The organism is Aphanizomenon sp. CS-733/32 (genome assembly GCF_028330045.1).
Classification (GTDB): domain Bacteria; phylum Cyanobacteriota; class Cyanobacteriia; order Cyanobacteriales; family Nostocaceae; genus Dolichospermum; species Dolichospermum gracile.
On sequence record NZ_JAQMSE010000243.1, the window covers coordinates 23,270 to 36,237 of the forward strand.

The window sequence follows — 12,968 nt, forward strand, 5'->3', positions numbered from 1 at the left end:
TGTTATAATCTCAATTGACAGGAAAAGTAATCAACCTGTATAAAAACCTAACTGCCTAACGGTAGTCTGTACCTTGACAATTAAATCTATGGGGTTCTACTGCATTGTTCTAGTTTCAACAAGCAGTAGGTAAGAGATTTATAGGCACTAGACGAATCAGAATTTTGAAACAAAAAATTTTCATCCTCAATAGGACTTGCAGTCATGCAACTACGGTCGGGCAGACCGAAAGTTGACCGGAGAGTCCCACCTCTGAGTTAGATAAGGCCAGGAGCTAATAACCTGCGTCTTTACATCCGTATATCCCCTTTAAGTAGGGCTTGCTGAATAAGTACCCAGGGCGAACCTAGATGCCACACCATTGGTCACAAGTTAAGATAGAAGCAATTCTGTCAATAGTCCCAAGTTAGAGATAATTGATATAAGATTAGTCAGTAACCCAGCCCTAAAGGGACTGGGCTTGTAAGAGAAATCAAGCAAGCCATGCTGACCAGACCACAATTGCATGATGATGAAGATGCAGAAGACTCGCTATTAATGCGGCTGTTTCTTGATTTTGCTACCACAGAAGCATTGAAAGATAATACACTACAACCTTATACAACAGAAATGTCTGAAGCTGCTCATAAACTAATTGAAGGTGTGCAATTAGAGGATGAGTAAGTTTATTAGTAATGACTGGAAAATTTATTTTCATTTATTAATTTTCTAACGATAAGATAGTAATTAATTCAGAAAATCTAGCAAAATCGCCTATATTGTGGGTCAGCAACCGAGGAATGCCATAGACTAACATTGTGGCAACTATATTAGCATCATGTACCTGCTTACCACCAATGTTGATTTCTGTCATTAATTTCAATAATCTTTCAGTTACTAAAGCGGTATTTTCAGCAACATGAAAATAACTACTAAAATATTTAACATCAGCCACTAAAGAAGTAATAGGAATTGTTCCAGTTAAATCACTACGTCTTGTCATTCCTGATAAATATTCTCGCAAAGTTTGCCGACTAATCCACATCTCCATATCTTGATCAGCAAAATATTGTAATTTTTGTATTGCTTGTGTGTGAAATGGTGATAAAGCTAAATTGCTATAAATCAGAATATTTGTATCTATAAAAACCGCTTTATCTATCATATAAATCTTCTCTACGAAACGTGAAATTATCAGCAACTAAACCCACAGGATAATCTGAATATTCAAACCTTTTTGCTTGATTTTTCACTGCTAATTTATCTGATTTAACACTTTCGTTAAGAACTATAACTACTTGATATTCACCTGCGGGGATATCTGGAGGTAATTGCACTATAATTTGCCGCTCTGGGGTAACATTCACAACTGTTTCTATTGCTTTCATTACCTTTTCTCCTCAACAGTATCTACTAAACAGTATCTTACCTTTTTCTGGTACATAAAGTCAATAACTATTGATAAATTTCCACAAAATTAAATATCTAATAACCCATATCGTTTTTGCAAAGCTAATAACTTCATCCTCGCTTCCCCAGCATTATCCGCTAAATCAGCAAATTCCACAAACCTCTTTAATTCCTTCTTTAATAAATTCCGTTCCACTTCAATAGTTTCTCTATCCAAATCTGGTGGTAACACAATCATATCAAAAATCGTTGCCCGTTCCTTGCCAGGGTGAGGACGTAAAACCCGTCCTCGACGTTGGATAAATTGGCGGGGATTTCCTGAACTTGATAAAATGACTGCGGTTTGAATTGCGGGAATATCTACACCTTCATCTAAACAGCGAATTGCGACTAAACCTTGTAATTCTCCACTTTCAAATTGACGACGTAAAGTTTCCCTTTCTTCTAAAGAAGTATTTGCTGTGTAGGTGCTGACTTTATAACCTAATTCTCCTCCCAAAAGTTGAGAAACGGCTTTGAGTTGGCGTAGAGAATAACGTTGTCCGATTTCTTGAGAACCATCACTACAATAAAATAGTGTGTGAGTAGTTTCTCGACGAGTTGACATTAATTCTTTTAAGGCGATTAATTTATTTTCCGCTGTGCCAATTAATCGCGCCCTTTGCATTAATAATGATTTGATATCTTCGTTGTCTTCAAAATCTCCTATTTCTCCCATATCTCGATCTCGATAAAGCAGAGAACGCCCAATTTTTTTGGTTAATTTTAAATAAGCGATACTCTCATTTTCTGTTAATTCTACTAATACAGGATTATAGATATAATGAACTAATGCACCTTGAGAAATGGCATCCTGTAAGCTAAATTCAGGTTGAAGAATATTGCCAAAATAATCTAATAAAGATTCTGTGCCATCATCATCAAAATATCTTTCTGGTGTGGCGGATAAAGCTAGACGTAACCCGACATTGCGGGGTAAACTTTCTTCTAACTTTGGTGCGCCTAAATTATGGGCTTCATCACCAATAATCAAAGTTTTTGGCGGAAAATATTTAAGTTGTGTTTGCAAACCATCACTAATTAAAGTCGAGTTAGTGGTAATTACCGTGACGAAATCTTGAGAACCAGAAGACAAATTATAGATTTGTGTAGAAAGTTGACTTTGCCAACTGCGTAAATTATCAAATGCTAAAATCGGCTGTAAGTTAAATTTCCCACATTCTCTGCCCCATTGGGTAACAAGATGACGATAGGGACACACCACCAACAGGACTTGTAAACCAATTTGCTGGTACAATTCGCAAGCGATCGCTAATGCAGTAATAGTCTTACCACTACCAGTAGCCATTTTTAATGTCCCCCTACCATGATTAGCAAACCAGCTGGTCACTGCTTGGCGTTGATATCCCCGCAATTGCAGAGATAAAGGCATTTTTGGACATCCCGGTAATGATTTCTTAACTTGATAACTGCCCTTTTTCTCCCCCGCATAAGGTAACTTGAGCTTAAAAGTAGGCAATTTCGGTACTACATTTCGCGTTAGGTACATAAATTTGCAAATTGGTGATTGGTGATTGGTAATTGGTGACTGGTAATTGGTGGTAAGAATTTATGACCCATTACCCATTACCCTCTTTAGTTATAATTACGCCAAATACCCACCAAAGAACCTTGTACCTCTACTTGCATTGCTGATACTTCTATCGGGTGATAATTACGATTTGCAGGTTTAAGAGTGACAAGATCATCATGGCGATAAAATCGTTTTAAAGTTGTTCCATGTCCTTCCACCCTCGCCGCGACGATAGTTCCATTTTTTAATTGATTTGGTTCGGCTACAGGGCGCAAAAATACGACATCACCATCTGCTATTAAATCCTCAATCATACTATCCCCCGCGACTCTTAAGGCATAACTTTGAGGAGGTAATGATAAATTAGCCAAATCTAAATGTTCCACCGCATCAGTGAACGGTTCAATTAAACCACCAGCGGCAATAGTTCCTAAAATTGGTATACCTTGTTTAACAGGATGAACTATCCGCAAAGTTCTTGCCCTGCCTTCATTCCAGCCAATATAGCCCTTATTGCGTAAATGTTCTAACCGACTTTGAATGGGTGCGGGAGATTTCAAATTCATCCCTTCCATCATTTGGCGAATTGATGGAGAATGTTGATTCAACCTGATATATTCTACCAACCATTCGTATAGTTCTTTTTGGGGTTCTGTGAGACGTTCCATAATTTTTTTGGGAAGTAAATAATAAATGTCCCTAGAACATTGGTACTACAAAATTCTTCCCTTAACAAGTTTTTATTAAAAATTCATGGTAATTAGTAACTAATAGGGAATAGGGAACAGGAAGGAACGGGGAACAGGGAATAGGGAACAGGGAACAGGGAACAGATAAGAATTTCACCAATTACCCATTACCAATTACCAATTACCCATTACCAATACTGTTATTTTGCCCCAAGAATACTTGCAAGTAAAGCTTTTTGAGCATGGAGGCGATTTTCTGCCTGATCCCAAACCCGTGATTGTGAACCTTCAATTACCTCTTCAGTAATTTCTTCACCACGATGGGCTGGTAAGCAGTGTAAAACAATTGCTTCTGGATCTGCAAGACTTAATAATTGTTGTGAAATTTGATAGGGTTGAAAAACAGGGAAGCGGTTATTGGCTTGTGTTTCTTGCCCCATGCTTGCCCAAACATCAGTGTAAAGTACGGATGCACCTTTTGCTGCTGCTTCAGGATCGTGAGTCAAGATAACTTCAGTTTTTTTATTAGCTATTTCCCTAGTTTTTTCCACAATTTCTGCATCTGGGGCATATCCTGACGGAAAAGCGATTCTGACATTCATTCCCACCAAAGCACAACCCAACATCAGGGAATTAGCGACATTATTCCCATCACCGACATAGGTTAATGTTAAACCTGCCAAACTGCCAAATTTTTCTTGAATGGTGAGTAAATCTGCCAATATCTGGCAGGGGTGTTCTAAATCCGTGAGGGCATTAATTACAGGAATTTTCGCATATTTGGCAAAAGTTTCCAATTCCTGTTGAGCAAAGGTACGAATTGCTAAAACATCTAAATAACGATCTAACACCCTAGCAGTATCCTGGATAGGTTCTCCTCGACTCACCTGAGTGACATTAGGATGGAGATCAATTACCTGTCCGCCCAGTTGGTACATGGCGACTGTAAAACTGACTCTAGTGCGTGTTGAAGCTTTGGAAAATAACAAACCTAGAACCTTGTTACAATGCAACTTCAGTTTTTCTGACTTGAGTTGAGTAGCCAATTCCAGAAGTTCTTGCAGTTCCTCAGAACTCAAATCCGCTAGACTTAATAAATCTCTGCCTATCAATGCTGCCATGCCTGATTATCTCTAAAGAACAAATGTTTCTGCACCTTGATCTAACCGTGTCACAAGAAATACAAAATTGAACTGTACCAAATATTTTGGCATCAATCTACAGCACGGCGGCTAGTTTTAGCGGTTCTTGGCAACTGGAAAAATATTTTGTTTACCCTCTAGACAAATAATATGGCTATGCGATAATATAGAATCGGTGGGACAATGGAAAACGTTCTTACCCAAACCGCCAGCATAGCACAGTGGTAGTGCATCCGACTTGTAATCGGAAGGTCGTAGGTTCAAATCCAACTGCTGGCCTTTATTTTTAAACTTGGCAAATAGAAGGAAAACAATTTTCAGGATTAATTTTTGGACATCAATTAGGTGGCACAATTGGTCAATTTGTTAAAGATTTAGAATTTATTGCTCAGGCTTCAGCCCCTAAATATGAAGAAAAATATCATAAATTATCACATTATTATTAATAACTGATGATTGGCTATGGTTAATTCTACCAATCACCAACCACCAATCACCAAATTAAGTCAACGCTTCCGCACCACCGACAACTTCCAGAAGTTCCTGGGTAATTGCGGCTTGACGGGCTTTGTTGTAAGACAAAGATAGACTTTTAATCAATTCACCGGCGTTATCGCTGGCGTTACTCATTGCTGTCATCCGTGCGGCTAATTCACTAGCTGCTGATTCTTGTAACGCTCTTAATAGCTGATTGCTCAGGTATAATGGCAACAAAGAATCCAGAATTTGCACTGGATCTTGTTCAAAAATCATGTCACTAGGTAAGGCTGTCACTGTACTAGCTACCTTTTCCCGTTCTACTTGGAATTGACCACCACGGGTAGTTAAACGGAAAACTTCATCATCCGCTGCTTCTAAACCTTGGGTATCCAAAGGTAGAAGGGTTTGGATGACGGGACGGGAACTAACCAAGGAGACAAATTTTGTATAAACTAGCTCAATCCGGTCTACTTTTTCCGACAGGAAGAGAGAAAGTAGTTCGTCAGCAATATTTGTTGCTTCTGCGGCGGTAGGAATTTGTTCTAAACCGCTGTAGGTAGCATCAATAGGCTGATTCCGTCGTTGGAAGTATTGAGTAGCTTTGCGACCAACCAATACATAAGTATAGTTTACGCCTTCAGCTTGGAGTTCCTTGGCACGATTTTCGGCACGACGGATGACGTTACCGTTGTAACCACCACACAAACCCCGATCGCCAGAAATTACCAACAAACCTACTGTTTTAACTTCACGTTTTTTCAGTAGGGGGAGGTTAACATCTTCAAACCGCAGTCTGGTTTGCAAGCCATACAATACTTGCGCCAAACGGTCAGCAAAGGGACGGGTAGCAATTACTTGTTCTTGAGCGCGACGGACTCTCGCCGCTGCTACAAGCCGCATGGCTTCCGTGATTTTTTTGGTGTTTTTGACCGACTGGATGCGATCGCGTATTGATTTGAGATTAGCCATAATTTTTAGGTCATTGGTAATTGGTAATTGGTAATTGGTAATTGGTAATTGGGTAAAAGTTATTGCTATTACCTATTACCCACTACCTATTACCTGTTACCTGTACTCTCCCCTACGCTGCTGCTTGGAAGGTCTTTTTGAACTCGGTTAGTGCTGCTTTCAAAGAAACTTCTTCTGCATCACCGAGGACTTTTGTACCTTGTACTGCTTGGTAATAAGCGGTGTTAACATTTTTCAAGTAATCACGTAAACCCTTAGCAAAGGTAGTTACTTGATTAACGGCGATGTCATCTAAATAACCATTAATACCAGCGTAAAGAACCGCTACTTGTTCAGCTACGGAGAGAGGATCGTTTTGGGGCTGTTTTAAGAGTTCCCGTAAACGCACACCACGCGCCAACTGATCTTGGGTGGCTTTATCTAAATCAGAAGCGAATTGAGCGAAAGCTTGTAAGTCGTCAAATTGCGCCAATTCCAATTTAATCTTACCGGCAACTTTTTTCATTGCCTTGGTTTGGGCTGCAGAACCTACACGGGATACTGAGATACCAGGGTTTACAGCGGGACGGATACCAGAGTTAAACAAGTCAGAAGACAAGAAAATCTGACCGTCGGTAATAGAAATTACGTTGGTAGGAATGTATGCAGATACGTCACCAGCTTGGGTTTCAATGATAGGTAATGCAGTCATACTGCCTTTACCTAATTCATCGCTGAGTTTAGCAGCACGTTCCAACAAGCGAGAGTGAATGTAGAATACGTCTCCAGGATAGGCTTCCCGACCGGGTGGACGACGGAGGAGCAAGGACATTTGGCGATAAGCCTGAGCTTGCTTGGAAAGGTCATCATAGATGATTAAGGTTGCTTTGCCTTTGTACATGAAATACTCAGCAATACTAGCGCCTGTGTAGGGAGCGAGGAATTGTAGGGTAGCTGGGTCACTGGCGTTAGCAGCAACAACTACTGTGTAATCCATCGCGCCTTTTTCTTGTAGGGTTTGGACTACGTTAGCAACGGTGGAAGCTTTTTGACCGATCGCTACGTAAACGCAAACTACATCTTCACCTTTTTGGTTGATGATGGTGTCAATAGCGATCGCTGTTTTACCTGTTTGGCGATCGCCAATGATTAATTCCCGTTGACCACGGCCTACAGGAATCATGGAGTCAATAGCGGTAATTCCTGTTTGCATCGGTTCATGTACAGACCGACGGGCAATAATCCCAGGTGCTGGGGATTCAATTAACCGAGTTTCAGTAGTTTTAGGATCACCTTTACCATCAATAGGACGACCCAAAGCATCAACAACGCGACCAATGAGAGCGTCACCTACGCCTACTTGGGCAATTCTACCAGTAGCGGTTACAGAGCTACCTTCTTGAATACTCCGACCTTCGCCCATCAATACCGCACCAACGTTATCTTCTTCTAAGTTTTGGGCGATACCAATTGTGCCATCTTCAAATTCTAGGAGTTCCCCAGCCATAGCTTTTTCCAAGCCATAAATCCGGGCAATACCGTCACCTACTTGTAGCACTGTACCAACGTTAGCAACTTTAACCTCTTGGTCATATTGCTCGATTTGTTGTTGGATGATGCTGCTGATTTCGTCAGGTCTAATGGAAATGCTCATTTGTCAGTTGTTAGTTGTCAGTTGTCAGTTGTCAGTTGTCAGTTGTCATTTGTTTTTATTGACTACTGACATTTATCAGAACTTCCTAGTTACTGCTTAAACGCAAAGAGAGACGACGTAGTTGACCACGCAAACTAGCGTCAATTACTTGAGAACCAACTTTGATAATTACACCACCAATTAAATCGCTGTCTATTTTGGTGACTAATTCCACTCTTACAGCTTTGGTCAGAGTAATTACCTTTTCTGTAATTGCTTGCTGTTGGGTTTCTGTGAGGGGAACCGCAGAAGTAATTTCAGCCAATACAGTTTGATTTAGCTGGCGTAAGAGCGCCAAATACTGCTCTAAAATTGGTTCTAAGAAAGCAATGCGTCTTCTGTCAACTAACAGCAGTAAAAAGTTACGTAGGCAGGGGTTTACACCTTCCCCAAGTAATTGTCTGAGAACAGTTTTCTTGTTCTCTGGCTTCACAAAGGGATTGCTTAAAAAGTTAGTGAGTTCTTGACTCCCTGTTAATAAGCCAATAAATGTCCGTGCGTCTCCCCCAACTTCTTCTGTTAAGTTTTGAGATTGAGCAATGGATAACAATGCCTGTGCATAAGGCTGAGATATTTCAGCGGTAGCTGCATCACTTTTCATATCTCGCCTCCCAGTTGTGCGATGCTACGATCAATTAAAGTTTGTTGAGCATCTGCGCTAATACCACCCTTGAGTTGTCCTTCCACTTTTTGCAGTGCTTGTGCAACTACTTTTTGTCGAAGTTGGGCGATCGCTTTTTCTAGTTCTGCATTCAAATCCGATGCTGCGGTTTCTTTCAACCGGGCTACATCCAGATTCGCCTTAGCTAAAATAGCCTCTTTAGCAGCTTGAGCATTTTGTTCAGCTACTTGAGTGATTCTCTGTGCTTCTTGCTGTGCTTGGGTTAACTGTCCTTGGGCTTTAGCCAAAGAAGTTTGAGCCTCCCGCAAGCGTCCTTCAGCATCTTGAATAACGCTTTCAATATTAGAGCGTCTTTCATTCAAGATATTAGTTAAAACTTTGCGTCCAAAGTAGAATAGTATGCCAATCAGAATTACTAAGTTAATTAGATTGGTTTCCAGGATGTCTAGGTTTAGACCGAAACCGCCTTCTGCTGCGCCTTCTGCCATTTCAGAGTGAACAGCTTCTGCGGCAAGTAATAAAATATTGCCCATGTTACCCATCTACAAGTGCGCTGCTCGCTTGGTAATTCGTTAATTTTTCCCGATAGGGAAAAAAGTGCCAATTTTTTGGACACTTAAATTTTACCACTTTCTAGGCAAATACCCTTAAGTGTTTATGCTTTCGTAGCACCAATTTGGTCATATAACCATCGCCCAGGTAGTAAGAAAATCAACTCATCATGGAACTCTGACCACAAACGGGTTTTACTCCTGACTCCTGACTTCTGACTCCTGACTCCTGCTATATTATTTCGCCAAAGCAGGTCCTAATAGTTTTTCTAGAATCTGGTTGCTGAGGGCATCAACTTGCGTTTCTAGGGTAGCCATAGCTGCTTGCTTTTGTTGCTCTATTTCCCTAGCAGCTTGTTCGCGTTGAGCTTGTGCTTCCTGTTGGGCTTGGGCTATTTTTTCTGCCGTAATTTTCTTAGCTTCATTCTGGGCAGCTTCTATAGTCAACTGAGACTGCTTACGCGCAGATGACAGTTGCTGCTCATACTCTTTTGCTAAGGTTTCAGCTTTAGCCAAGCGATCGCGAGCATCAAGGTTATTGGTACGGACATAATTATCCCGATCATCCAATACCTTGGTCATAGGCTTGTAGAAAATTGCATTCAACAAAGCTGCCAACAACAGGAATTGCAATGCCATCAATGGCAAGGTAGCATCGAAATCAAACATTTCTCTCCTCTTTGGCTGGAATACTCATTTTCTTGGCTAGTAAGATGATCCAGCCTGTGATAATTTTACGAATCCCGTTTTCACCAATGATCAATAAGTTGCCCGTTTGTAGAGGCGTGTAGATGTCCAGTTTTTTGCTGTCTGTGACATCTTTCACGTCTCTACACTAACAAAACTTTTTCGGTCTTAGGCAAAAGGGTTAGCGAATAGCAATACCAAGGCAATTACCAAACCGTAAATTGTCAAAGATTCCATGAAGGCTAATGTTAAAAGTAGTGTGCCGCGAATTTTGCCTTCTGCTTCGGGCTGACGGGCAATACCTTCTACTGCTTGACCTGCTGCATTACCTTGACCAATACCAGGCCCAATTGCAGCTAAACCGATAGCGAGAGCAGCAGCTAGAACTGAGGCAGCTTGTACTAATGGATCCATGACGATTTTCCTTGCTTTAACTACAAAAATTACAAATGTACGTGACAACTAGATGTGTGTTTTTACACTGCACTAGGCTTTTAAATCGCTATGGCGATGTTTTGAGCAAGTTTGCTCGTCTAAACTGGGCGATCAACTGAGGGGGTTAATGCTCCTCATGTCCTTCTTCGCCATGCCCCTCTAAGGCTTCATGAATATACGCCCCGGCAAGGGTAGCAAATACTAGGGCTTGAATGGCACTAGTAAACAAACCCAAAGCCATTACTGGCAAAGGTACAAAGAGAGGCACAAGCAATACCAATACCGCCACTACTAATTCATCCGCCAATATATTTCCAAATAAACGGAAGCTTAGGGAGAGGGGTTTGGTGAAATCTTCGAGAATAGCAATTGGCAATAAAACTGGTGTTGGCTCAATATATTTCTTAAAGTAGCCTAAACCTTTCTTGCTAAATCCCGCGTAAAAATACGCTAAGGAGGTTAACAATGCCAATGCGACGGTTGTATTGATGTCGTTGGTAGGGGCTGCTAGTTCACCAGAAGGCAATTTAATCAGCTTCCAGGGAATTAATGCTCCTGACCAATTTGATACGAAGATAAACAAGAATAGCGTACCAATAAATGGTACCCAGGGGCGATACTCTTTCTCTCCGAGTTGGTTTTTCGCTAGATCCCGAATAAATTCCAGGGCATATTCCATCAAATTTTGGATGCCACGAGGAATTTTTTGGACGTTTCTGGTGGCAGCTAGTGATGCTATTACTAGGATAGCAATCACAAACCATGAGGTGAGAAATACTTGCCCATGTATTTTGAGACTGCCCAGTTGCCACAAGAAGTGATGACCTACTTCTAATTCGGCGAGGGGAAAAGCGTTAAAAGCGTTTAATACACTAAGCATGGGCGTTCTTCAAGGTTTTTCCCCAAAAATCGAGGATTGGAGGATTGTCTGTAGTCTGTAGGGGTCTAGCACTGTACTTTACCCCTACACCCTTTAAGCTTCAGGAATGAATGCAGTTTGCACCATATAGATGAGGAGGGTAGCTTTGTAGGTGAGAAATCCCAAGAATATCGGCAGGATATGTAGCTGATGCCATTGACTCGCCAATATAATCGGTATCATGATTAGAGCAAAACGATTTTTACTCAAACTTTGTTTTTCACCACCAAGTCTCTCGACATCGTTAGCCAGCATTTTTAAGTAAACCACACCTGTACACGCCCCAATCAAATAATTTAGGGCTATGTTTAAGGAATAAAAAATCCACACAGAGATAAAAATAATCCCCGTCAACACAAGTGTGATTACTAGCAACTTCTGATAGAGTTGATAGAACTCTTGCATGGAAGAGTTTACTGGTTCTGTTTGAGCAAAACCAGATTCCTCATCTTGTTGTGTTGTCTGAGTCGGTGCAATTGATTCTTCTGACAAGCTCACGAGACTTGAAACCAGTACAGCTAATATGAGATGACTGCACATTCAGTCAGTTGAATCATATCACGATCCGGTAACACTACTTTAGAAAAAAACAATTAACTTATTTTTTGAGGAGTCAGGAGTCAGGAGTTCAGGAGAAAGAATTAATTTTTCCCTTTGCTGTTACTCCCTCTCGGTGGGGTTTAGTAAGAGTTGTTGTTGTTTGAGGAGGTATCTTACTGGTTCTAAGTATAGCTCGACTTAGGCTAGAATGTTAGTCAATATGGCAGAACCATCATATTTGTTCATGAACTCAAGTTCAATATTTCGATATTTCTATGAAAACATCACATCCAGATATTATCGTCACCAGCCCAGATGGAGAATATTTGATGATTGTTGAAGTAAAACTCAATGATGTCAGAGAGCAAGGTCAATATGCTATGAATCAGCTAAAACGCTACATGATTGAGCTTGGTTGCTCTCTTGGTTTGCTTGTGGCGGGAGAGCGTGTTATTGTCCTACGAGATTCTTTTGATGATTCTCAGGGTTCATCAATTCGCGTAGTTGGTGAAGCAAGACTTCCAAATTACTTATTACCACCAGTAGATGAGCAATGGAGGGGAAACCCTTACCTTGAGTTCGAATCACAAGTTCAGCGATGGCTAGAGAAATTGAAATTGCAAACTAGTATAGACAGTTTACCAGATGATTTGAGAAATTTGTTTGGCGGACGGATAATCAATCTTCTACGACTTGGTGAAGTCAGGGCTGGTGGACCAAGGTGGAGCAAAGTTGCAAAATGAAGCCTCAAGCGGTTTTTGTCGAAACAAACTGGGTTGTAGATATTCTTAAACCTGAACATTTACAGACTCCCCAAGCGGCTCAATTACTTGAATTTGCGGAAGCTGGAGAGTTTGAGTTACATTTACCTGCTATCTGCCTCACAGAAGCACGTGAAACTATACCCCGACGATTTACTCCACGTAATGATTCTAACGATCTACGTAAATTTGTCCAATGGGCTAAAAGACAAGGGAAACTGACTACAGAAGACGCTAATGCAGCGTTTCGAGTCTTTGATAAGTTTGATGGATTAGTTACAAATGAATTAACAAAAGTCCCAGAAAGATTGAGAGAATTAGCCCAGCATCCAAATTTGAATGTTTTTCCTCTTTCAGAGTCTATGCTAGAACGGCAAGTTTCTATTGGGGCAATGGATACTTTAGTGACGTACTCCACACACTCCCTTTCAGGTGAGTGTGGGCTTCTCAGTGACTCCTCTATGAGGACATTAACTGAGCTTTAAGACCGTGCGCCCCACGGTTCTTTGGTTTTGAGATTTGTTTTTTGTTTTGTAGGC

General features: G+C 40.9%; 16 protein-coding genes and 1 tRNA gene. 4 read left to right on the top strand and 13 right to left on the bottom strand.

The annotated features are described in order from the left end of the window. Positions 1-483 precede the first annotated feature (483 nt). Positions 484-663 (top strand): hypothetical protein, encoded by a 180-nt coding sequence (locus PN471_RS21085; RefSeq protein ID WP_271778510.1) that lies wholly within the window; start codon positions 484-486, stop codon positions 661-663. 37 nt (positions 664-700) lie between these two features. Here the strand turns inward: PN471_RS21085 and PN471_RS21090 are convergent, their stop codons facing one another. From PN471_RS21090 to argF, 5 genes are all read right to left on the bottom strand, one after another. Then, the gene (locus PN471_RS21090) at positions 701-1,144 is read right to left on the bottom strand and encodes a type II toxin-antitoxin system VapC family toxin (RefSeq protein WP_193896489.1); all 444 of its coding nucleotides are present in this window, start codon (positions 1,142-1,144) and stop codon (positions 701-703) included. Beyond that, the gene (locus tag PN471_RS21095) at positions 1,134-1,367 is read right to left on the bottom strand and encodes a hypothetical protein (RefSeq protein WP_271778511.1); all 234 of its coding nucleotides are present in this window, start codon (positions 1,365-1,367) and stop codon (positions 1,134-1,136) included. The genes PN471_RS21090 and PN471_RS21095 overlap by 11 nt, the downstream gene beginning before the upstream one ends. 89 nt (positions 1,368-1,456) lie before the next feature. After that, a complete protein-coding gene (locus PN471_RS21100; protein ID WP_193896486.1) occupies positions 1,457-2,938 on the bottom strand; it encodes a DNA phosphorothioation system restriction enzyme in 1,482 nt (493 codons plus the stop codon). An 86-nt stretch (positions 2,939-3,024) separates the two neighbouring features. Continuing rightward, positions 3,025-3,630 carry a transcriptional repressor LexA gene (gene lexA, locus PN471_RS21105; protein ID WP_027403745.1) on the bottom strand — a complete coding sequence of 202 codons (606 nt, stop codon included), beginning with the start codon at positions 3,628-3,630 and terminating at the stop codon, positions 3,025-3,027. A gap of 221 nt (positions 3,631-3,851) precedes the next feature. After that, positions 3,852-4,772, bottom strand: a complete 921-nt coding sequence (gene argF / locus PN471_RS21110) for an ornithine carbamoyltransferase (RefSeq protein WP_027403744.1) — start codon at positions 4,770-4,772, stop codon at positions 3,852-3,854. Between the two features lie 228 nt (positions 4,773-5,000). Between argF and PN471_RS21115 the strand changes: the two genes are divergently transcribed. Then, positions 5,001-5,072 (top strand) — tRNA-Thr (locus tag PN471_RS21115). 222 nt (positions 5,073-5,294) lie between these two features. On the opposite strand, the gene PN471_RS21120 is transcribed toward PN471_RS21115, so the two are convergent. From PN471_RS21120 to PN471_RS21155, 8 genes are all read right to left on the bottom strand, one after another. After that, positions 5,295-6,242 (bottom strand): F0F1 ATP synthase subunit gamma, encoded by a 948-nt coding sequence (locus PN471_RS21120; protein ID WP_193896484.1) that lies wholly within the window; start codon positions 6,240-6,242, stop codon positions 5,295-5,297. A gap of 112 nt (positions 6,243-6,354) precedes the next feature. Further along, positions 6,355-7,875, bottom strand: a complete 1,521-nt coding sequence (atpA, locus tag PN471_RS21125; protein WP_271778512.1) for a F0F1 ATP synthase subunit alpha — start codon at positions 7,873-7,875, stop codon at positions 6,355-6,357. Between the two features lie 85 nt (positions 7,876-7,960). Next, positions 7,961-8,515 carry an ATP synthase F1 subunit delta gene (gene atpH, locus PN471_RS21130; protein WP_271778513.1) on the bottom strand — a complete coding sequence of 185 codons (555 nt, stop codon included), beginning with the start codon at positions 8,513-8,515 and terminating at the stop codon, positions 7,961-7,963. Next, complete coding sequence (locus tag PN471_RS21135) at positions 8,512-9,078, bottom strand: F0F1 ATP synthase subunit B (RefSeq protein WP_271778514.1); 567 nt, start codon at positions 9,076-9,078, stop codon at positions 8,512-8,514. The genes atpH and PN471_RS21135 overlap by 4 nt, the downstream gene beginning before the upstream one ends. 246 nt (positions 9,079-9,324) lie before the next feature. Beyond that, positions 9,325-9,756, bottom strand: a complete 432-nt coding sequence (locus tag PN471_RS21140) for a F0F1 ATP synthase subunit B' (protein WP_193896476.1) — start codon at positions 9,754-9,756, stop codon at positions 9,325-9,327. Between the two features lie 186 nt (positions 9,757-9,942). Then, positions 9,943-10,188, bottom strand: a complete 246-nt coding sequence (gene atpE, locus PN471_RS21145; protein ID WP_013192016.1) for an ATP synthase F0 subunit C — start codon at positions 10,186-10,188, stop codon at positions 9,943-9,945. Positions 10,189-10,333: 145 nt separating this feature from the next. Next, a complete protein-coding gene (gene atpB, locus PN471_RS21150) occupies positions 10,334-11,089 on the bottom strand; it encodes a F0F1 ATP synthase subunit A (protein WP_193896474.1) in 756 nt (251 codons plus the stop codon). A gap of 93 nt (positions 11,090-11,182) precedes the next feature. Next, complete coding sequence (locus tag PN471_RS21155; protein ID WP_193896473.1) at positions 11,183-11,668, bottom strand: ATP synthase subunit I; 486 nt, start codon at positions 11,666-11,668, stop codon at positions 11,183-11,185. Positions 11,669-11,943: 275 nt separating this feature from the next. Between PN471_RS21155 and PN471_RS21160 the strand changes: the two genes are divergently transcribed. Together PN471_RS21160 and PN471_RS21165 are read left to right on the top strand one after the other, a co-directional pair. Then, positions 11,944-12,411, top strand: a complete 468-nt coding sequence (locus PN471_RS21160) for a type I restriction enzyme HsdR N-terminal domain-containing protein (RefSeq protein WP_193896471.1) — start codon at positions 11,944-11,946, stop codon at positions 12,409-12,411. After that, complete coding sequence (locus PN471_RS21165) at positions 12,408-12,914, top strand: hypothetical protein (protein ID WP_271778515.1); 507 nt, start codon at positions 12,408-12,410, stop codon at positions 12,912-12,914. The genes PN471_RS21160 and PN471_RS21165 overlap by 4 nt, the downstream gene beginning before the upstream one ends. Positions 12,915-12,968 lie beyond the last annotated feature (54 nt).